The organism is Streptomyces mayteni (assembly GCF_054783955.1).
Window position 1 is genome coordinate 24,028 of sequence record NZ_BAAGPR010000038.1, and the last position, 19,804, is coordinate 43,831.

Consider the following 19,804-nt stretch of genomic DNA (forward strand, 5'->3'; position numbering starts at 1 on the left):
GTCGGCGATGGCGTTCTGTGTGTGCGTTGCCCCTGTGCGGTCTGGACGACCGGCGCACCGACGGTGACGGCCAGTGGCTCTTTGCGACCATGATCCGACTATCGACCGGCCCGGTGTCCCGTCGCATCAGCACATGTTGCCTATTCGACGGCGCCGGCGCGGTAGGCACCCGCCCGCTGGCGAAAGGCGCGGCGGCGCTCACGAGCCGCTGGACCGGTCCTGGATGCGGAGGTCGGGGTGGTTTCTGAGCTGTCTGCGCAAGGTGATGCCGAGCTTGCGGAAGATGTTGCGCAGGTGGGCGTCGACGGTGCGTTTGCTGATGTAGAGGTGGACGGCGACCTCCTTCGAGGTGGCGCCCGAGGCCACGAGGCGGGCGACGGCGACCTCCTGCATGGTCAGCTTCTCGTAGGTCCGCTCTGGCCGGGCCTTGACCTGTTCGCCGATGGCGCGCAGCTCGTCGGCGGCCCGCCGGGCGAAGGCCTCGGCACCGGCCCTGGACAGCAGCTCGTGGGCGGTGTGCAGGTGCTCGCGGCCCTCGTGCTGGCGGCGCCGGCGCCGCAGCCATTCGCCGTACAGGAGGTGCGCCCTGGCCAGGTAGGGAACGAGCGGGCCTTCGGTGAGCAGGTCGACGGCCTCCCGGTAGTGGTCCTCGTCGCCGGTGACGAGTCCTCGGGCGTAGGCCAGGACGCCGCGGCCGGTGGTGGTTTCGGCGGCCCGGGTTCGCTCGGCGAGGGAGTCCAGGGCCCGCGCCGCGGTGCCGTGGTCGCCGCAGCGGACCGCGGCCTCGATCAGTTCCGGGAGGGCCACTCCGGTGAGGAACAGATCGCCGTGCTCCGTGGCCTTGCGGGCCGCGACCAGCGCGGCCGGGTAGTCGCCGAGACCGTTGTTGAGGATCGCGGACGTCCAGTGCAGGTTGGTGACCTGCCCCGAACCGTTGGCCGGTGCCGCGGCGACCGCCGCGTACAGCTTGCGGGCCTCGTCGCGGCGGCCGCGCAGCGCGGCGAGGTGCAGCCGGTGGTGGAGCAACGGAGGGGCGCCGGTAGCGTCGGCGATCGCCGCCTCCTCCGCGGTGGTGGCGATCGCTTGCCCGATGTCGCCGATCAGGGTGGCCTCGACCGCCTTCTGCGCGAGGCCGAGCCTGAGCAGCATCGGCGAGCCCGAGGCGCGGCCCGCCTTCACCAGCCAGGCGGCGATGGCCGCCTGGGTGTCCAGGTCCCAGAGCTCGACGGCGATCATGGTGGCGAGCGCGGGGCGCCGCGTCCATAACGGGTCGACCATGTCGTAGAGGGCCCGGCGGAGCAACGGGACCGCGGCCTCGTACCCGTCGGTGGCCAGCACGTTCAGGGCGTCGAGGGCGTCGGGCGAGCTCGATTCCGGCGCCGTGGACCGGGCCGCGGTGAGGACTCCGTCGATGACGACGCCGCCGCGGCCGACGGCCAGGCTCATCTCGATGGCGTCGAGGAAACAGTCCCTTGCCCGGTCCGGATCCAGGCTCGCGAGGCGTTGGGCGGCACGCCCGATCAGCCTCGGTCCCGAGCCGTCGCCGCACCGGGTGAAGGCGATCCGGCCGCGTAACAGGTCGACCTCGGCGTGCTGGAACACGTCGAGCGTGGTGGTCCCGAGAGTCGCGAGCAGGCCGGCCGCCTTGCCGGACTGTCCCGCGTCGAAGTTGGCCTGGGCGGCGCGCAGCGTGCGTTCGATCCGGCGTGCGGGATCCAGGGACAGCGCCACGGAGCGTTCGAGGAAGGCCGCCTCGGCCGCCACGCCGCCTCGCGCGTGGGCCCGCGTCGCGCACCGCTCCAGTTCGTCGGCGACGTCCTCGTCGGGGCCCGGGCTGGCCTGGGCGCGGTGCCAGGCCCGGCGGTCGGGTGCCGTGGTCGGGTCGGTGACCGCCGCCAGCGCCTGGTGCGCCGCCCGGCGTTCGCGTACGTCCGCGACGCGGTAGACCGCCGACCTGGCGAGCGGATGGCAGAAGCGGATACGGGCCCCGAACTCGACGAGTCCCGTCGCGTCCGCCTCCGCGCTGGCCGGTGTCACGTCGAGGTCGAGTTGACGCACGGCCGGCCACAACAGGCCGGGGTCGCCGGTCGGGTCGGCGCTCGCCACGATCAGCAGAAGCCTGGCCTCGGTGGAGTGACCGGCCAGCCTGGCTCGGAAGCCGTGCTCGATCCGGGTCGGCACCGATGAGGTGGCGGGCAGGACGAAGCCACCGGCGCAGGGCAGTTCGAGCAGGGCCAACGGGCTCCCGTGCGCCTCGGCGACGAGCCGGTCCCGGACCTGATCGTCGAGGGGGAACGGGCTTCGTGCCGCCAGCAGCGCCTTGGCGTCCTCGTCGCTCAGTCCGCGGACGGGCAGCCGCGGCAACTCGCCGAGCCCGTTGGCCGCGTACGTCGACCGCACCGCGAAGATCATCGCCACCGGGTCGGCGGCGACCCGGCGGGCGAGGAAGGCCATCGCCCTCGCGGACGCGGTGTCGACCCACTGCGCGTCGTCGATCAGGCACAACAGCGGCCGTTTCCGGGCCGCCGTCGTCACCAGGCCCAGCGTGGCCAGGCCGACACGGAACGGGTCGGGTGTGCCCTCGGCCAGCCCGAAGGCCATCCGCAGGGCGTCCCGATGCCGGTCCGGCAGTTCGCCGAGGTGCTTCAGCATCGGCACACACAGTTGGTGCAGCGCGGAGTACGGCAGTTCCTGCTCGAACTCCGCCCCCGACGTCCGAACCACCCGGAACCCGGACGCCGCCTGCTGGGCGTATGCCAGCAGGGCGCTCTTCCCGATGCCCGCCTCGCCCTCCAGCACCAGCGCGCCGCCAAGTCCCCCACGGGCGGCTGATCGGCTCCCGTACGCGACGGCCCGGTGACTCCACGCGACTCCACAATATACCCCCGGGGGTAAGCGTGCTGCGGTGAGATCAGAATACCCCCCGGGGTACTTTTCCACGCGAAGGGAGAATCGGGTGTTCTTCGTCGAGGTGATCGAGGTCGAGGGCCTGGGCAACCGCGGCTACCTCGCCGGTGGGGAACACGCGGGGGTGGCGGTGGACCCGCCCCGTGACGTCGACCGGGTGCTGGCCGCCGCCGCCCGCCGAGGAGTGCGCATCTCCCATGTGGTGGAGACGCATGTCCACAACGACTACGTCTCCGGCGGCCTGGAGCTCGCACGCGTCACCGGGGCCGCCTACCTGGTGCCGGCCGACGCGCGGGTCTCCTTCCCCCGGACGCCGGTCGCCGACGGCGACTCCGTGGCCGTGGGCGCGGACCTCACCCTGACGGCCGTCGCCACGCCCGGGCACACCCCCGCACCACACCGCGTACGTCCTCGGCGAGGCGGGGCGCCCGGTCGCCGCGTTCACCGGCGGCTCGCCGCTCATCGGCACGGTAGGTCGTCCGGATCTCGTCGAACCGCGCATGACCGAGCGACTGGCCCGCGCCCAACACGCCTCGGCCCACCGCCTCGCCGACGCCCTGCCCGACGTGATCGTCCGAGCCCCGCGAGCGGACCGCTCAGGCCAGGGAGAGGAAGAGCTTCTCCAGTCGGCCGCGCATCTCGTCCCGGTCCTCGTCGGAGCGACCGCCGTCCTTCGTGTCGGTCAGGCACTGCTGCAGCCCGGTGGCGATGATCGCGAACCCGGCCCGGTCGAGCGCGCGGGACGCGGCCGCCAGCTGGGTGATGACCTCCTCGCAGTCCCGGCCCTCCTCGATCATCCGGATCACCCCGGCGATCTGGCCCTGCGCCCGGCGCAGCCGGTTCAGGACCGCCTTCAGCTCAGCACCCGCCAGATCAAGCTCCACCACCACTCCTCACTACATACCCCCAGGGGTAATATACTCCCGCCCCTCGGGGCACCGTCGAGAAACAAGGATGACGCCTGCCATGACCACGCCCAACGTCCTCGACGCCGGCGAAGCCCGCACCCGGCTGCACGAACTGACCGTCATCGACGTCCGCACCCCGGGAGAGTACGCCGGCGGCCACCTGCCCGGCGCGTTGAACGTCCCCCTCGACCAGATCCGGCGGGCCCTGCCCGACATCCGCCACGCGGCCGGCCGCGGCGACGTACTGATCGTGTGCGCCTCGGGCGCCCGGTCCGAGAACGTCTGCCGGACCCTCGCCGAGAACGGCGTCGAGGCGGCCACCCTCGCCGGCGGCACCGGCGCCTGGGCCGCCGACGGCAACGATCTGCACCGCCCCCGGGCCGCCACCCGCGGCGTGTGGGGCATGGAACGACAGGTCCGCCTCACCGCCGGCGCCCTCGTCCTCCTCGGCCTCCTCCTCGGCCTGCTGATCCACCCGGCCTTCCAGATCCTCTCCGCGGGCATCGCCGCCGGGCTCGTCTTCTCCGCCCTCACCGACACCTGCGGCATGGCGGCCGTACTCGCCAAGCTCCCCCACAACCGCCCCCGCGCCGCCGACCTCGACGACACCCTGACCGAACTCCGGGGCCGCTGAGCGCCACGGGGCTCAGCGCCGATCACCCGCGCCGAGCCCCGTCGCCTCGCCGGTGATCGCCTCGACGATCGCCGTGACGTCCCGGCGGTCCATCGGGTCGACGTCCATGGAGTCGTGGATGCTCAGGCCCTCCACCAGGGCGTCGAGCGCCCGGGCGGTGCGGGCGTCGAAGTGTCGGGAGAGGGCGGCGCGGCTGGCCCGCATCCAGGCCCGCGTCACCTCCTTGACCGGCGGGTTGCGCTGGGCGAAGGCGTACAGCTCGTAGATCAGCAGCAGTTCGCGCGGGGTGCCGTACTCGGGTCCGCAGATGATCTCCACGACCGCGACGCGGGCCTGCCGCGGCGTCTCGGCGGCGTCGAGGAGGGCGCGGTAGCGGGCGGACATGGACTCGGCGAGGCGGGTGAAGGCCGCCACCAGCAGGTCCCGCATCCCGTCGAAGTAGTAGGTCATCGACCCGAGCGGCACGCCGGCCGCCTCCGCGACCCGGCGGTGGGTGGTCCCGACGACGCCGTGCTCCGCGATCACCGTGAGCGTGGCGTCGATGATGCGGTCCCGACGCGTGGGGTCGTTGGGGGTACCCGTGGTTCTCGTCACTGACGTATCCCTCTTTCCGCGCGCCCCCGAACTATGTACGTTTGTACATGGAAGTTCGGTGGGCAGCCCGCGTGCTTCCGTCCTGTCGTCGATCGCGAAAGCATCATCCATGGACCTCGCCACGCGGCGCCGCCAGCGGTCGTTGTTCGTCTTCTTCCTGCTGCCCGGCATCGCGATCTCCTCGTGGGTGACCCGGACGCCGGACATCCGCGACCAGCTGGGGGCGTCGACGGCCCAGATGGGTCTCGTGCTGTTCGGCCTCTCGGTGGGTTCGATGATCGGCATCCTCAGCTCCGGGGCGCTGGTCTCCCGGCTCGGCACCCGGCCGGTGATCGGCATCGGGACGACGCTGGTCGTGGTCAGCATGGCCGTCATCGGGTGCGGGGCCCTGCTCCCCTCGGCGCCCTTGGTCACGGCCGGCCTGGCGCTGTTCGGCGCGGGCATGGGGTCGGGCGAGGTCGCGGTCAACATCGACGGCGCGCGGGTGGAGTCCCTCACCGGCCGCACCGTCCTGCCCACCCTGCACGGCTTCTTCAGCCTCGGCACGGTGGCCGGGGCGTCGCTCGGGATCCTCTGCACCGCCGTGGAGTTCCCCGTCCACTGGCACCTGCTGGCCGTCGCGGTGCTGGCCGCCCTGCTCTTCGCCGCCGCCTACGGCGCCATCCCCGCCGGCGTCGGCAAGCGCGCCGGCGACGCCCGGGACGCCGGGGACGCCGGGGACGGAGCCGAGCCAGGGGACGGGGACGGCCCGAGCGAGGCGGGCCCCGTCTGGCGGGACACCCGGCTGCTGCTGATCGGCGTCATCGTGCTGTCGATGGCCCTGGCCGAGGGCGCGGCCAACGACTGGCTGCCGCTGCTGATGGTCGACGGCCACGACCTCGACCCCACCATGGGCTCGGCCGTCTACGCGGCGTTCGCCGCCGCCATGGCCATCGGCCGGTTCGGCGGCGGGTTCGTCATCGACCGCCTCGGCCGCGCCGGCACGGTCAGGGCCAGCGCGGTCTCGGGCGCCGCCGGCCTGGCGCTCGTCATCTTCGCCGACCATCCCGTACTCGCCGGCGCCGCGGTGTTCTTCTGGGGCCTGGGGGCCGCGCTCGGCTTCCCCATCGCGCTCTCCGCCGCCGGCGACTCGGGGCCGAACGCGACGGCCCGGGTCAGCCTCGTGGCGATGATCGGCTACCTCGCCTTTCTCGTCGGGCCGCCCAGCCTGGGCTTCCTCGGCGACCACTACGGCCTGCGGTCGGCCATGATCGCGGTCCTCGTGTTCGTCGCCGCGGCGGCCTTCCTCGCCCCCGCCGTCGGCCGCCGTCCGGCCCGCCCCGATGCGGAACACCGGGCCGAGACCGGGCGGTTGGAGGAGACCGCCTGAGGTCGGGGCCCGGTCGGCGCGGCGCGGACCGCCACAGGTGCCGGTGAGTGTCGACGGATCCGGGGAACGGCAGCGCCCCTTCGGCCTCGACGTTCGTCCAACACCACCGGCGCCAGGGGGGCTGGATACACGTCGGCTGTCGGGCTCGCCGGCTGTCCGCGGGTCTCCGCGCGCCGAAGACTTGTCGAAGCGGCGCCGGGCCGGCCCCGGTCGGCCGCGGCGACACCGGACAGGACGACGGGAGCCGACATGACCACCTCCACCACGACCTCCGCCATGGACCCGGGAGGACCGGGCAGAACAACCGGTTGGCGGGCCACCCGGCTCCGCTGTCAGCGGCTCGCCGAACCACTCGGCATCGATCGGCCCCGACCGACCTTCGCCTGGACGCCGGCCGGCCACGGGGACGGCGAACCGTCGGCCCACCAGATCCTGGTGGCCGGTGACCCCGCCCCGCTCGCCGGCGGCGCCGGCGACATGTGGGACTCCGGCCGGGTCGCGTCCACCGAGGTCACCGGCGTGCGCTACGCCGGGGCCCCGTTGGCCGCCGGCCGCCGCTACTGGTGGACGGTCCGCCTCTGGGGCCGCGACGGCAGGCCGGGGCCCTACGCGCCGCCCACCACCTTCGAGACCGGGCCGCTGGGCCCGGGCGACTGGCTCGGCACCTGGATCGGGGGCGGCGCCGGCGTCTCGTCGCCGCTGCTGCGCACCCAGTTCGCGATCCCCGCCGGGGTGCGGCGGGCCCGGGCCCACGTCGCCGCCCTCGGCTACTACGAGTTACGCGTCAACGGTGCCCGAGTCGGCGACCGGGTGCTCGACCCCGCCACGACCAGCTATGTCCACGATCCCGACCTGCGGGACGCGGCGGGCCAGCCGGCCCGGATCCCCCGCGCCAGCGTGCTGTACTCCACCTACGACGTCACCGACCGGCTCGTGGCCGGGGAGAACGCGGTCGGCCTGATGCTCGGTCACGGCTGGTACAGCGCCGAGCCGGAGAACGGGCCGGGCCCCATGCCCCGCACGCCGTACGGCGACCGGCCGGCCGCCCTGCTCCAGCTCGAGATCGAGACCGAGGACGGCGAGCACCTCACCGTCACCTCCCACGAGGGCTGGCGCACCGCGCCGGGGCCCGTCAGGTACAACGACTACGCGCACGGCGAGCGGTACGACGCCCGGCGCGAGTCCCCCGGCTGGGACGCCCCGGGCCACCAGGCCGAGGGCTGGACGCCGGTCACCGCGATCAGCCCGCCCGACACCGTCCCGCGGAGCCAGCCCGGCCAGCCGATCCGGGTGATCGAGACCCTGCGACCGGTCGCCACCCGCACCACCGAGGACGGCCGCCGGTTGGTGGACTTCGGCCAGCACTTCTCCGGCTGGACCAGGATCCGGGTGTCGGGGCCCGCCGGGGCCGAGGTGACGCTGCGGCACGCCGGCGAGGTCACGGCCGACGGCGAGTTGGACGACGACGCCAACATGGGGGCGTGGCTCACCGCCCGGCAGACGGACACCTATGTGCTGCGGGGCGAGGGCGAGGAGCTCTGGGAACCCCGCTTCACCCTGCACGGCTTCCGGCACCTGGAGGTGACGACGTCCGACCCCGCGGTGCGGGTGCGCGAGTTGGCTGGCCGGGTGGTCCACTCCGACCTGGCGCGGGTCGGCGAGTTCGGCTGCTCCGACGACCTGCTCAACCGGATCCACCGCAACGTGCTGTGGAGCTTCCGCGCCAGCTTCCAGGGCTTTCCGCAGGACGCCGCCGACCGGGGCGAACGGGTCGGCTGGGTGGGCGATCCCGGCTGGTCCGTCGAGGACTACCTGTACGACTTCGACGCCTCGGCCTTCTGGCTCAAATGGCTCGACGACCTCGCCGACACCCAGCTGCCGGACGGCCGGTTCCCCACCATCTGCCCCATCCACTGGCGCGGCATGGTGGACCCGGACGACTGGGAGGTGCCGGACGACCAGGAGATTCCGCCGCTGCCGACCTGGCCCTACACCGACCTGACCGACTTCGCGATGACGTCGTTCGCGAGCATCGTCTGGAACCTCTACCGGTTCCACGGGGACCGGGCCATCCTGGAGGACCACTATCCGGCGATGCGGCGCGGCCTCGAACACCTGCGGTCGCGAGCCGACGGCCTCATCCTCCGCGAGGGCCTCGGTGACCACATGGAGCCGCAGCCCGACGGCACGTGCAGCGTCTCCCCGAAGCGCACCCCGGTGGCGCTGACCTCCACCGCCTGGTTCCACGCGGTCACCACCATGGTCGCCGACGCGGCCGAGACGATCGGGCGGGGCGTCGACGCGCGCGAGTACCGCGCGTTGGCCGCCGCGATCAGGACGGCGTTCAACGACGCCTTCCTCGACCCGCGCACCGGCCGCTACGCCACCGGCTCCCAGACCGCGCAGGCGATGGCGCTGTGGCACGGCCTGGTGCCCGACGAGCACCGCGAACGGGTGGTCGAGGCCCTGGTCGATCGGATCACCGAACAGGACGACGGGCACCTGGAGACCGGCACCATGGGCACCGCCGCGCTCCAACACGTGCTGCCCGAGGTCGGCGCGGCCGACGTCATGTACCGGATCGCCACCCGGACCACCTTCCCCAGCTGGGGCCACCAGGTGGTGAACGGCGCCAGCACCGTGTGGGAGACCTGGGGCGGCGACCGGACCTTCAGCCGGAACATGAAGCTGCTGGCGCTGATCAGCACGTTCCTCTACAACGACGTCGCCGGCCTGGCCCCGGCGGCGCCCGGCTGGCGGGTGGTCCGGATGCGGCCGCGCCTGACCGAACAGTTGACGCACGCCCACGCCAGGGTCCGCACCGTGCGGGGCGACGCCGCCGTCGACTGGCGGACCGAGTACGACGCCCTCGTGCTGACCGCCCAGGTGCCCGCCGCGAGCACCGCCGAGATCTGGCTGCCCACCGACCGGTTCGGCGACGACGACGCCCGACTCGCCCTCACCGTCGACGGGGTGCCCCTCCCGCCGGGCGGCCACGCCCCGGGCGTTCGCCGGGTCACCCGCCGGAGGGGCCACCTCGTGGTCGAGACGACGGGCGGCACCCACCGCCTCCGGCTGTGCGCCGCGAGCCGGGACGAGCCGCGGTGCGGCTGAGCGCCCGACCATCCGGTCGGCGGCGGTGACGGCGGGCGACCGCCGTCACCGCCTGCCGTCAGCAGGTGCGGCCGACGTACCAGGCGCCGCGCACGTCGCTGGTGCTCCCCAGATGGGTGTCGCCAGGGCCGACGCACTTCTCGTAGTCGGACGCCCAGATGGTGTCGACGTTGATGACGACGCGGCTGCCGCTCCCGTTGTCGCAGTGCGTGTAGTAGGCGTCGGCCGAGGTCTGCCAGTAGCCGCAGGCCTGGGCTGCGGCGGCGCTGCTCGGGCTGATCGGCAGTGTGCAGGCGGCGACCGCCGCGGTGATGAGCAGGCTCCGAATCGCGTATCGCATGATTCCTCCCGTTTCACGTTTTCGGATGCGATGTAAGGACATCTCCTGTTGATCATGCGAGGTGCCACCGGGCGCCGCCAAGGGAGTGACCGACGGTGCCCGAGGCACGCGAGGGGCGCGCGTGCAATGTTCGAGCGCCATCCGCCGTGTGAGGCACCGTCAGTGCCATCAGCTCCACCGCCGAGGCGGCCACGATCCGCTGTCAGCGGGCCCGGGTAGCCTCGAACGCGGCCGGGATCGCGGGCGGGTGACGGGTGGGGAGCGTTCGAACATGGGCAGCGGCGAGGGGTTCACGGAGATCACGCTCGCGCCCCTGGGCCAGAAGCCCCGCAGGCCGCTGATCACGCCGGCGTGGCGGTATCTGCGCGGGGCGCACGGCAGCGTCCAGGGAATCTTCGACGGCCTGTCCGTGGTCCGTCGGGCCAGGGCCGAGGCCAGGGAGGAGTTCCGCGGCCGGCTGGGGCAGGACCAGGAGGATCTGCTGCGTGCCGCCCTCGTCTTCACCTCCAGCGGGCTCGACGCGTGCTGCAAGCGCCTCGTCCGCGACGTCACGCCGGCGCTGATCGAGTGCAACGCGGACGCGGCCCGGAAGTTCGACCACTACCTGCGGGGGCAACTCGCCGGCGCCTCGAAGGAGTTCGCGGTGGCCGTGCGCAGCAGGGCGCCACGCCCGGCGATGATCGAGCTCTACGTGGCGGCGCGCACCAGCGCCAGCATGCAGGGCAGCGGCGACCTCCGCGGCCGGGTCAGGGACACCCTGGGCATACCGAACAGCGCCGTCTCCGGGCAGCGGTTGGCGGAGCTCGACCCGTTCTTCACCGCGCGGAACGAGATCGTGCACGCCATGGACTACGAGAGTCCGAACGGGATGGGCGCCAAGCGGCACGCCCGGCAGATGGACTGGGTACGCGCCCAGTGCGACCTCGTGTTCACCGTCGCCCAGGAACTCATCGTCGGCGCCGCGGCGAACCTGCCAAGGCACTGAAGCCCCCACGGCCGCCGGCCACCGGCCCCGCGTCACGGATCCGGCACGTCCGCTCGTCTCCCTGGCGCAACCGGTGAATCGTGAACCGAACGACCGATGAGCCGATGAGCCGATGAGCTGATGAGCCGTTGAACGGAAGGCGGGCGCCATGCGAGTTCTGGTGACGGGGGCGGCGGGCAGGCTGGGTCGGGCGCTGCTGCCCGGGCTGGTCGCGGCCGGGCACGACGTGCGGGCGATGAGTCGCCGGCCGACCCCGGGATCACGGCGCGGCCGGTCGACGTGACGGAGGTGGCGCGCGGCCCGGGCGCTGCGGCGGCCGGTGGTGCGGCTGCGGGTGCCGGGGCGCCAGGGCCGGGAGCTCAGGGCCGGGCACCTCACCGGCACCGCAGGTGAGACGGGGCGGATCACCTGGGACGCCTACCTGGCCACCCGCTGCGGGTGAGCCGGCGGCCGGCCCGTCAGTCGGTCACGACCTCGATGTCCGCGTGGGTGTCGTAGAAGCAGAGGTGGCCCGCGATCGACGCCACCTCGGGCAGCGGCTCGGGGTAGGCCCAGGCGACGTCGGTGACCGGGCCGTCCTCGCCGAGGAAGGTCCAGTAGGACGCGGTCCCCTTGAACGGGCAGACGGTGTGCGTCTCGGTCGGCGCGAACAGCGACATGTCGACATCGTCGTGCGGCACGTAGTAGCGCACCGGCAGGCCCGTCTCGTGGAGCAACGCCGGCCGGTCGGTCTCGGCGACCACCCGGCCCCCGATCAGAACGCGGATCCGTTGGTCGCCCCGGGTCACGGTGACCGTGTGCCGAGCGGTGGACATCGACGCTCCCTTCCGTCCCGGGCGCCTGGCCCGGAATCCCTGCCGTCGAGGATGCCACGCCGGCCGGGTGACCGGCAGTCACCCGCGAGGCTGGCTCCCCCGGTCGCCCGTCGGCGGGTCGGCGAGCAGGGCGTCGACCAGGCGGCCGAAGAGCGGGCGCCCGAGCCACCTGGCCGGGGCGTCGAACAGCCGGGGCGGCCTGTTGATCCGCGCCTCCTCGCGCCAGGCGACCTCGGATCCGCCGTCCCGGCGCCGCACCTCGATCTCGGCCCACCCGGTGACGACCGAGCCGCGCTTCTCCAGGCGGCAGTGGCCCCGGCCGTCGTCCGCCGGCGGGCGCCAACCCACCACCTCCATCGGGTCGTCGAAGCCGAGCCGGCCGATCCCGGTGCGCGCCACGAGCAGGGTGCCTGGCCCGGTCGGCGCCGGCGGCTCGACGGTGACCCGGGTCAGCGGCAGGTGGGCGCCGTGGCGCGGCCAGTCGGTGAGCCGGCGCCACGCCTCGTCGGCGGGGAGCGTCGAGCGGCGGACGACGCGGAAGGGAGCCACGCTCGGATGGTAGTCCGGCCCCGCCCCCACGCCCGGTTTGCCGGAGCGGCAACAACCTTCGCCGCGTCGCGTCCGCCGCCACATGATCGGAACGAGTCACCCCCACTGGAGGAAGAGATGCCACCGCGTTCCACCGTCGCGACTCACCGCCTCGTCCCCTCGCCCGCCGGGCGGATCCACCTGGTCGAGCAGGGCGAGGGGCCGCTGGTGCTGCTCGTCCACGGCTTCCCCGAGTCGTGGTACTCGTGGCGCCACCAGCTGCCGGCGCTGGCCGCCGCCGGCTACCGGGCGGTAGCCGTCGACGTCCGCGGCTACGGCCGGTCCTCCCGGCCGCGCGCCCCCGAGGCGTACCGGATGCTCGATCTGGTGACGGACAACGTCGCGGTGGTGGTGGCGCTCGGCGAGCGGACCGCGACGATCGTCGGCCACGACTGGGGCGCGACGATCGCCGCGAACTCGGCGCTGGTCAGGCCGGACGTCTTCACCGCGGTGGGGCTGTTGAGCGTGCCCTACACGCCGCGCGGCGGCCCCCGGCCCAGCGAGATCTTCGCCCGGATGGGGGGCGAAGAGGAGTTCTACGTCGCGTACTTCCAGGAGCCCGGGCGGGCCGAGGCGGAGATCGAGCCGGACGTGCGGGGCTGGCTGGCCGGTTTCTACGCCGCGCTGTCCGCCGACACCATGCCGGCGCCCGGCGCGCCCGACCCGCACTTCGTCTCCCGAGGTGGGGCGCTCCGCGACCGGTTCCCGACCGGGGTGCTCCCCGGCTGGTTGAGCGAGGACGATCTCGACGTCTACGCCGGGGAGTTCGAGCGGACCGGGCTGACCGGGGCGTTGAACCGCTACCGGAACATGGACCGGGACTGGGAGGATCTCGCCGAGTTCGACGGCGCCCCCGTCGCCCAGCCCTCGCTGTTCGTCGGCGGCGCCCTGGACGCCTCGACCACCTGGCTCTCCGACGCCCTCGACGCGTATCCGGTGACCCTGCCGGGGCTGGTCTCCTCCCACCTCCTGGCGGACTGCGGCCACTGGCTCCAGCAGGAGCGCCCCGCCGAGACCAACCAGCTGCTGCTCGACTGGCTCGCCTCGCCCGCCGTCCTGGGCCGGGGAGCCGCGCGGGCGGGCGAGGGCTGAGCGGTGTCACCCAGCCGCACCCGGTAACTACGCTGTGTAGACAGCGAGTTGGCCGCTCGCTATCGTCGCGGGAGGAGCCCGGCCGCGACCGGGGCACGGCACGACCGCACCACGACCGGACACGTGAACGCCGAGTGGGAGGCACCGTCATGCGCATCGCCGGAGCGACCGTGCTGGTGACCGGGGCGGCGGGCGGCATCGGCGGCGCCGTCGCCCGCCGACTCGCCGCCGAGGGAGCCGCGTTGGTGGTGTCGGGCCGCCGGCCGGAAGCGGTCGAGCCGCTGGCCGCCGAGCTCGGCGCCCGGGTCGTCGCCGCCGACCTGGCCGACCGCGAGCAGCTCGAGCACCTGGCGCGGGAGTGCCGGGACGTCGACATCCTGGTCGCCAACGCGGCGCTGCCCGGCACCGGCGACCTCCTCGACTACACCCCGGAGCAGATCGACCGTGCCCTGGACGTGAACCTGCGCGCGCCGGTGATGCTCGCCAGGCTGCTGGCCCCGCGGCTGCGGGAGGCGGGGCGCGGCCATCTCGTCTTCGTGGGCTCGATGTCGGGGAAGGCGGCCACCCAGCTCTCCACCCTCTACACCGGGACCAAGTTCGGGCTGCGCGGCTTCTCGCACAGCCTGCGGCTCGACCTGCGGGCCTCCGGCGTGGGCGTCTCGCTCGTGCAGCCCGGCTACGTCCGGGACGCGGGCATGTTCGCGGCGGCCGGCGAGCCGGTGCCGGGCGGCGCGCCGACGGTCACCCCCGAGCAGGTGGCGGCGGCCGTGGTCCGCGCCGTGGAGCGGGACCTCGGCGAGGTCAACGTGGCGCCGCTGCGGCTGCGGCTGCTCTGCGCCCTGGCCGGTCAGTTCCCAAGCCTGGCGGAGCGCGGCGGTCGGCCGGCCCGCACCCAGGACGTCGTGCGGCGCATCGCGGAGGCGCAGCGCGAGCGGCGTTGAGCCTGGGGGCGGGGCGAAGGACCGTCAGGTCGGCCGGCGGCCGCCGGGTCCGGGTCGCCCGCCGAGCAGGGCCCGGGAGACCGGCGCGGGGCCGAGGTCGCCCTCGCCGTCGGCGTGGCGCAGCACCCAGTCGTCGAGGTCGAGCGCCGCCTCGAGTGGCTCCCCGACCAGGTGGGACCGCCACCAGTCGGCCTCGCCGAGGGGTTCCGCGGAGCGGAGTTCGGCCAGGAAGCCGGCCTCGTCGGGCGCGAAGTGCTCGCGCGCCGTCCGCGGCGGCAGGCCGAGGGCGTCACCGACGAGCTGCCAGCCGGCGCCGCCGAGCCGTTCGAACACGACGGCGGCCGCGACGAACCGCCGCGCGGCGGCGAGCACCAGGGCGGCGTCCGCGAGCGCGGCGCCGGGGACCCGGGCGGTGCCGTCGGGGTTCAGCTCACGCTCGCCGACCGGCACGGCGGCCCGTGCGGACTCGGCGAGCCGGCACGCCTCGTAGGCCATGACCAGCCTGGCCCGCGCCGCGTCCGGGCAGCCGTCGGCGGCCGGCGCGGGGTCGGTCGTGTGGTCCGTGGCGTGGTCGGTGGTGTGGTCGGTGGTGTGGTCGGCCATCGCGGTCAGCCGCGCAGGAAGTAGAGGATGGTCATGGTCACGGCGATGGTCAGGATGACGGCCCGCAGCGCTCCGGACGGGAGCCGGCGGGCCACGTGGGCGCCGGCGAAGCCGCCGGCCACCGCGCCGGCGAGCATGGGGATGAGCAACGCCGGGGTGCGCAACGCGTCGGAGGCGACGAGGAAGAGCGCGGTCGCGGTGAGATAGACGGCCGCGACCTGGGCGACCCGCATCGGATTGCCGGCCGCCGGATCGAGGCCGACGCCGATGCTCCACAGGGCGAACATCATGATGCCTACGGCGCCGCCGAAGTATCCGCCGTACACGGCGAGGAAGAACTGGCTGATCAGCACGGCCCGCGGGCTCATCCCGAGCGGGCGTCCGAGCCGCGCGCTCAACGCGGCCGAGACCCGCCGCCCGAAGGCGAGGATCACGGTGGCGAAGGCCAGCAGCCACGGCACCGCGGCGTCGAAGGAGGCGGCCGGCAGGGCCAGCAGCAGGCCGGCGCCCAGCCCTCCGCCGACCATGCTGACCGCCGTCAGCCTCCCGGTCGGGGTCTCCCCCACCGGCGCCAGCTCGCGCCGGTAGACCCAGGCGCTGGTCACCGATCCCGGCACCAGGGCGATGGTCGAGGAGGCGTTCGCCGTCACCGGCGACAGGCCGGCCGCGACCAGCGCGGGCAGCGCCACGAAGGTGCCCCCGCCGCCGACGGCGTTCAGCGATCCGGCGACGACGCCGGCCAGGAGGACGAGCAGGATCTCGGGCACCCACCGAGGATCACCCGGCGGACGGCGGACGCACAATGCGTCATCCACATACTCAGCCTCAGTCCCTGCCATAGGCTCGGGCTCATGCGCTACGACCTGGACGACCTTCGGCTGTTCGTCGCCATCGTCGCGGAGGGCTCGATCACGGCCGGCGCCCACCGGTCGCATCTGAGCCTGCCCTCGGCCAGCGCCCGGGTGCGCGCGCTCGAACACCACGCCGGCGTCGAGCTGTTGATCCGCGGCCGGCGCGGGGTGCGCCCCACCCCCGCCGGGCTGGCGCTCGCCCGCCACGCGCGCGACGTGCTGGCCAGGACCGCCCGGCTGGACAGCGCGGTCGCCAGCTACACCCGGTCCCCGGCCGCCTCGCTCACCCTGCTCGGCGGCGGCTCCTCCATGCACCGGCTGGTGCCGCGGGCGCTGGTCTCGTTCCTCGGCGCCCACCCGAACGTCGACGTCACGGTCGCCGAGAGCCGCACCCCGGAGACCGTACGGCGGCTCGCCGACGGCGAGGCCGACCTGGGGGTGGTGCTGGACGACGAGGCCCACGACTGCGGCCTGCGTCTCGAGCCGCTGGCCGAGGACTCGCTGGTGGTGATCGGCCAGGCCGGCGGGGTGCTCGCCGGCCGCACCGCACTCTCCTACGGCGAGGTCGCCGAGCACCCGCTGGTCGGGCTCGACGCCGGCTCCTCGCTGCGGCGGTGGATCGAGCGGCACCTCGGGCCGCACGCTCCCCTGGTGCGGTACCGCACCACCGTCGCCGACCTCGACGTGCTGGTCACCCTGGTGGCCGCCGGCGTCGGGCTCGCGGTGGTGCCGCGCCGCGTGGTCGACGGCGCGGAGCGGCTCGACGTGTGCGGTCTTCGGGATCCCTGGGCACGCCGGCACCACCTGCTGGCCTGGGGCGCGACGAGCCCCACCGCGTCGCCTGCGACCGAGGCGCTCGCCGAGCACCTGCGCGCGGCGGCGGCGGCCGAGCCGACCACCCACGGCGCGCGCTGAGACCCACCGTGGTGGGGAAAACCGGTTGCCGTGGGTCCTGGTCGATCGGCCACAATGGGTGACGGAGAGTCACCGATCTGGGGGAGAGAAGGCCATGGGATTCACGGAGCTGCCGGGCGCCCGGGTGCCGATCCGCATGTGGGCGGATCCGGCCGGCGTCGAGGACGGCGCGATGCGGCAGTTGCGGAACGTCGCGACGTTGCCGTGGATCCGCGGCCTGGCCGTCATGCCCGACGTGCACTACGGCAAGGGCGCGACGGTCGGCTCGGTGATCGCCATGAAGGGCGCGGTGTGCCCGGCCGCGGTCGGGGTGGACATCGGCTGCGGGATGTCGGCGGTGCGCACCTCGCTCACCGCCAACGACCTGCCGGGCGACCTGTCCCGGCTCAGGTCGAGGATCGAGGAGGCCGTCCCGGTCGGGCGGGCCATGCACGACGAGGCGGTGTCCTCGGCGCGGCTGCACGGCGTGAGCACGGCGCGGCTCGACGACCTCTGGTCGCGGTTCGACCGGGTCGCGGAGGCCGTGGCCTTCCGCCGCGACCGGGCGACGAAGCAGCTCGGCACCCTGGGCGGCGGGAACCACTTCGTCGAGGTGTGCCTCGACACCGAGGGCGGCGTCTGGCTGATGCTGCACTCCGGCTCGCGGAACATCGGCAAGGAGCTCGCCGAGTTCCACATCGGGGAGGCCCAGCGGCTGCCGCACAACCAGAACCTGGTCGACCGGGATCTCGCGGTCTTCGTCGCCGACACCCCGCAGATGGCGGCCTACCGGCACGACCTGTTCTGGGCCCAGGAGTACGCGGCGCACAACCGGGCGCTGATGATGGCCCTCGTGCAGGACGTGGTGCGGCGCGAGTTCCGGAAGGCCGGTCCGCGGTTCGACGAGGTCATCTCGTGTCACCACAACTATGTCGCCGAGGAGCGGTACGACGGCGTCGACCTGCTCGTCACCCGCAAGGGCGCGATCCGCGCCGGCGCGGGCGAGCTGGGGATCATCCCCGGCTCGATGGGCACCGGCTCGTACATCGTGCGGGGCCTGGGCAACGCGGCGTCGTTCCAGTCCGCCTCGCACGGCGCGGGCCGGCGGATGAGCCGGACGGCGGCCAAGCGGCGGTTCACCACCCGCGACCTCGCCGAGCAGACCAACGGCGTGGAGTGCCGGAAGGACAGCGGCGTGGTGGACGAGATACCCGCCGCCTACAAGCCGATCGAGCAGGTGATCGAGCGGCAGCGGGACCTGGTGGAGGTGGTGGCCCAGCTCAAGCAGGTGGTCTGCGTCAAGGGGTGACGGCGGGGGCGGTCAGGGCCTCGTGTTCTACTGGCCGCCCGCCCGATCCCCAGCGGAGGTCGCCCCATGTCCCGGCTCATCGTCCGCACCGGCGCCGACCCGGACGAACCCAGGACGCCCGTCGTGATGCTGGTCGTCGACCCCGAGGGTTCCCCCGGCGAGCGGGCCGTCGCCCGGCTCGGCGGCTACGGCTACGAGGGGGACGGCGCGTTCTACCTGCCGCGGACCGACGGCTGGGCCGAGCGCGCGCTCGACGGCGGCCGCCTGGTGGTCGACGTGGCGGTGTGGCCGTCCCTGCTGCGGCGGATCGGCGTCGACCCGGCGCAGTTCGGCCGGCGTTCGGCGGTCGATCCGGAGGCGGCGCTGGTGCTGCGCGCGGAGGCCGAGGTCGATCCGGCGGCCTACGCGGGGGCGGGGGCGGCCACGGCCGTGTTCACGGCCGGGGCCGGGCGCGCGCTCGACGACGGGTTCCCCGCCGTGGACGACTGGCCGCTGCTGCTCGCGCCACCGCCCGAGCCGTAGCCCGCCTCGGCGGGGGTGCCGCACCACCGGGACCCGACGGCCCGTCAACCCGTCACCACGACCGGAACATTGGTCTAGTCATGACAACCGGCTCGGTCTAGTCTGATGACGCGAGTCGAATGAGAGCGCTCTCAATCTCCCTGTTCCCAACGAGCGACACAAGGAGAACCCCCACATGAGACGCACGTCAGGACTGCGGCTTGGGCTGTCCGCACTGCTGCTGCTCGGCGCCCTGAGCGGGACGGGCGCGGTCGCGGCCGACCGGTCCGCGGCGGACGAGAGCGAGGGCGCGAGCGAGGCGATCGTGGAGGCGATGAGCCGCGACCTCGGTCTGACGGAGGCGCAGGCGCGCGAGCGGCTGCGGGTCGAGACCGCCGCGGCCGGCGTCGAGGAGGACGCCAGGCAGCTCGCCGGCGCGTCCTTCGGCGGCGCCTGGTTCGACGCGGAGGCCGGCGAGCTGGTCGTCGCGGTGACGGACCGGGACCTGGTCGGGGCCGTGCGTGCGACGGGCGCGGAGGCCGAGGTCGTCCGGCACAGCGAGGCGGAGCTCACCGCCACGATGGAGGCGGTCGACGGGCTGGCGGAGCGTTCCGGCGCCCCCGCCGGGGTGGCCAGCTGGCGGGTCGACCCGCGGGCCAACGGCGTGGTGGTGAGCGTCGTCGAGGGCGAGGCACGGACCCCGGAGGTCGCCGCGTTCCTGGCCGACGCCCGGGCGCGCGGGCCGGTCACCGTCGAGGAGACCGCCGACCGGGCCCCGGAGACCTTCGCCGCGGGCACCGTGGGCGGGGACCCGTTCTACACGGGCAACGTCCGCTGTTCCATCGGCTTCTCGGTGCACGGCGGCTTCGTCACCGCCGGGCACTGCGGTCGCGCCGGGCAGGCGGTCTACGGCTGGGACCGCTCCCTGGTCGGTTACATCCAGGGCTCCTCCTTCCCGAACAACGACTACGCCTGGGTCAGCGTCGGGAACGGCTGGTGGACGGTGCCGGTCGTGCTCGGCTGGGGCACGGTCTCCGACGCCCTGGTGCGCGGCTCGTCCGAGGCGCCGATCGGCGCCTCGATCTGCCGCTCCGGCTCGACCACGGGCTGGCACTGCGGCGTGGTGCGCGGCAAGAACGAGACCGTCAACTACTCGTCCGGCGAGGTGGTCCACCAGCTGACCAGGACGAGCGTCTGCGCAGAGCCCGGCGACTCGGGCGGCTCGTACATCAGCGGTGACCAGGCCCAGGGCGTGACCTCGGGCGGCTACGGCAACTGCTCGAGCGGCGGCGAGACCTGGTACCAGCCGATCAACGAGATCCTGTCGACCTACGGGCTGACGCTGCACACCGCGTGAGC

The 19,804-nt window shown here is 74.0% G+C and carries 19 protein-coding genes and 1 pseudogene; 12 read left to right on the forward strand and 8 right to left on the reverse strand.

Annotated elements, in window-relative coordinates; genetic code table 11:
* Positions 1 to 198 precede the first annotated feature (198 nt).
* The gene (locus ACYVPE_RS18410; protein ID WP_461034715.1) at positions 199 to 2,799 is read right to left on the reverse strand and encodes a LuxR C-terminal-related transcriptional regulator; all 2,601 of its coding nucleotides are present in this window, start codon (positions 2,797 to 2,799) and stop codon (positions 199 to 201) included.
* Positions 2,800 to 2,956: 157 nt separating this feature from the next.
* Here ACYVPE_RS18410 and ACYVPE_RS18415 point away from each other — a divergent pair.
* Positions 2,957 to 3,473 (forward strand): annotated as a pseudogene (locus ACYVPE_RS18415) (MBL fold metallo-hydrolase); the annotation flags it as partial.
* 30 nt (positions 3,474 to 3,503) lie between these two features.
* Here ACYVPE_RS18415 and ACYVPE_RS18420 read toward each other — a convergent pair.
* Positions 3,504 to 3,791, reverse strand: coding sequence for a metal-sensitive transcriptional regulator (locus ACYVPE_RS18420; protein WP_461034716.1), 288 nt, complete (start codon positions 3,789 to 3,791; stop codon positions 3,504 to 3,506).
* An 82-nt stretch (positions 3,792 to 3,873) separates the two neighbouring features.
* On the opposite strand from ACYVPE_RS18420, the gene ACYVPE_RS18425 reads away from it, so the two are divergent.
* Positions 3,874 to 4,449 (forward strand): rhodanese-like domain-containing protein, encoded by a 576-nt coding sequence (locus ACYVPE_RS18425; protein WP_461034717.1) that lies wholly within the window; start codon positions 3,874 to 3,876, stop codon positions 4,447 to 4,449.
* Between the two features lie 12 nt (positions 4,450 to 4,461).
* On the opposite strand, the gene ACYVPE_RS18430 is transcribed toward ACYVPE_RS18425, so the two are convergent.
* Positions 4,462 to 5,043, reverse strand: a complete 582-nt coding sequence (locus tag ACYVPE_RS18430; RefSeq protein ID WP_461034718.1) for a TetR/AcrR family transcriptional regulator — start codon at positions 5,041 to 5,043, stop codon at positions 4,462 to 4,464.
* Positions 5,044 to 5,152: 109 nt separating this feature from the next.
* Here ACYVPE_RS18430 and ACYVPE_RS18435 point away from each other — a divergent pair, with 109 nt between their 5' ends.
* Both ACYVPE_RS18435 and ACYVPE_RS18440 read left to right on the forward strand, forming a co-directional pair.
* Positions 5,153 to 6,412: an MFS transporter gene (locus ACYVPE_RS18435; protein WP_461034719.1), complete on the forward strand. Its 1,260-nt coding sequence runs from the start codon at positions 5,153 to 5,155 to the stop codon at positions 6,410 to 6,412.
* A gap of 249 nt (positions 6,413 to 6,661) precedes the next feature.
* Positions 6,662 to 9,526, forward strand: coding sequence for a family 78 glycoside hydrolase catalytic domain (locus ACYVPE_RS18440; RefSeq protein ID WP_461034720.1), 2,865 nt, complete (start codon positions 6,662 to 6,664; stop codon positions 9,524 to 9,526).
* A gap of 58 nt (positions 9,527 to 9,584) precedes the next feature.
* Here ACYVPE_RS18440 and ACYVPE_RS18445 read toward each other — a convergent pair whose 3' ends face one another.
* Complete coding sequence (locus ACYVPE_RS18445; protein WP_461034721.1) at positions 9,585 to 9,866, reverse strand: DUF6355 family natural product biosynthesis protein; 282 nt, start codon at positions 9,864 to 9,866, stop codon at positions 9,585 to 9,587.
* 271 nt (positions 9,867 to 10,137) lie between these two features.
* Here ACYVPE_RS18445 and ACYVPE_RS18450 point away from each other — a divergent pair, with 271 nt between their 5' ends.
* Both ACYVPE_RS18450 and ACYVPE_RS18455 read left to right on the forward strand, forming a co-directional pair.
* Positions 10,138 to 10,851: a hypothetical protein gene (locus ACYVPE_RS18450; protein WP_461034722.1), complete on the forward strand. Its 714-nt coding sequence runs from the start codon at positions 10,138 to 10,140 to the stop codon at positions 10,849 to 10,851.
* A gap of 148 nt (positions 10,852 to 10,999) precedes the next feature.
* Positions 11,000 to 11,134, forward strand: coding sequence for an NAD-dependent epimerase/dehydratase family protein (locus tag ACYVPE_RS18455; protein WP_461034723.1), 135 nt, complete (start codon positions 11,000 to 11,002; stop codon positions 11,132 to 11,134).
* Between the two features lie 175 nt (positions 11,135 to 11,309).
* Here ACYVPE_RS18455 and ACYVPE_RS18460 read toward each other — a convergent pair whose 3' ends face one another.
* Together ACYVPE_RS18460 and ACYVPE_RS18465 are read right to left on the reverse strand one after the other, a co-directional pair.
* Complete coding sequence (locus tag ACYVPE_RS18460; protein ID WP_461034724.1) at positions 11,310 to 11,666, reverse strand: DUF427 domain-containing protein; 357 nt, start codon at positions 11,664 to 11,666, stop codon at positions 11,310 to 11,312.
* A 78-nt stretch (positions 11,667 to 11,744) separates the two neighbouring features.
* Entirely contained in the window at positions 11,745 to 12,215 is a 471-nt protein-coding gene (locus ACYVPE_RS18465) for an SRPBCC family protein (protein ID WP_461034725.1), read from the reverse strand.
* A gap of 117 nt (positions 12,216 to 12,332) precedes the next feature.
* Between ACYVPE_RS18465 and ACYVPE_RS18470 the strand changes: the two genes are divergently transcribed.
* Both ACYVPE_RS18470 and ACYVPE_RS18475 read left to right on the forward strand, forming a co-directional pair.
* Positions 12,333 to 13,346 (forward strand): alpha/beta fold hydrolase, encoded by a 1,014-nt coding sequence (locus ACYVPE_RS18470; protein WP_461034726.1) that lies wholly within the window; start codon positions 12,333 to 12,335, stop codon positions 13,344 to 13,346.
* Positions 13,347 to 13,495: 149 nt separating this feature from the next.
* A complete protein-coding gene (locus ACYVPE_RS18475; protein ID WP_461034727.1) occupies positions 13,496 to 14,287 on the forward strand; it encodes an SDR family NAD(P)-dependent oxidoreductase in 792 nt (263 codons plus the stop codon).
* Between the two features lie 24 nt (positions 14,288 to 14,311).
* Here the strand turns inward: ACYVPE_RS18475 and ACYVPE_RS18480 are convergent, their stop codons facing one another.
* Positions 14,312 to 14,890 carry a hypothetical protein gene (locus ACYVPE_RS18480; protein ID WP_461034728.1) on the reverse strand — a complete coding sequence of 193 codons (579 nt, stop codon included), beginning with the start codon at positions 14,888 to 14,890 and terminating at the stop codon, positions 14,312 to 14,314.
* 5 nt (positions 14,891 to 14,895) lie between these two features.
* Entirely contained in the window at positions 14,896 to 15,657 is a 762-nt protein-coding gene (locus ACYVPE_RS18485) for a sulfite exporter TauE/SafE family protein (protein ID WP_461034729.1), read from the reverse strand.
* Between the two features lie 84 nt (positions 15,658 to 15,741).
* Between ACYVPE_RS18485 and ACYVPE_RS18490 the strand changes: the two genes are divergently transcribed.
* The 4 genes from ACYVPE_RS18490 (at position 15,742) to ACYVPE_RS18505 (ending at position 19,802) form a co-directional block, all read left to right on the forward strand.
* Positions 15,742 to 16,656: a LysR family transcriptional regulator gene (locus tag ACYVPE_RS18490; RefSeq protein ID WP_461034730.1), complete on the forward strand. Its 915-nt coding sequence runs from the start codon at positions 15,742 to 15,744 to the stop codon at positions 16,654 to 16,656.
* Between the two features lie 94 nt (positions 16,657 to 16,750).
* Positions 16,751 to 17,944 carry an RtcB family protein gene (locus ACYVPE_RS18495; protein ID WP_461034731.1) on the forward strand — a complete coding sequence of 398 codons (1,194 nt, stop codon included), beginning with the start codon at positions 16,751 to 16,753 and terminating at the stop codon, positions 17,942 to 17,944.
* 66 nt (positions 17,945 to 18,010) lie between these two features.
* Complete coding sequence (locus ACYVPE_RS18500; protein WP_461034732.1) at positions 18,011 to 18,466, forward strand: hypothetical protein; 456 nt, start codon at positions 18,011 to 18,013, stop codon at positions 18,464 to 18,466.
* Between the two features lie 175 nt (positions 18,467 to 18,641).
* Positions 18,642 to 19,802, forward strand: a complete 1,161-nt coding sequence (locus ACYVPE_RS18505) for a S1 family peptidase (RefSeq protein ID WP_461034733.1) — start codon at positions 18,642 to 18,644, stop codon at positions 19,800 to 19,802.
* The last annotated feature ends 2 nt before the right edge of the window (positions 19,803 to 19,804 follow it).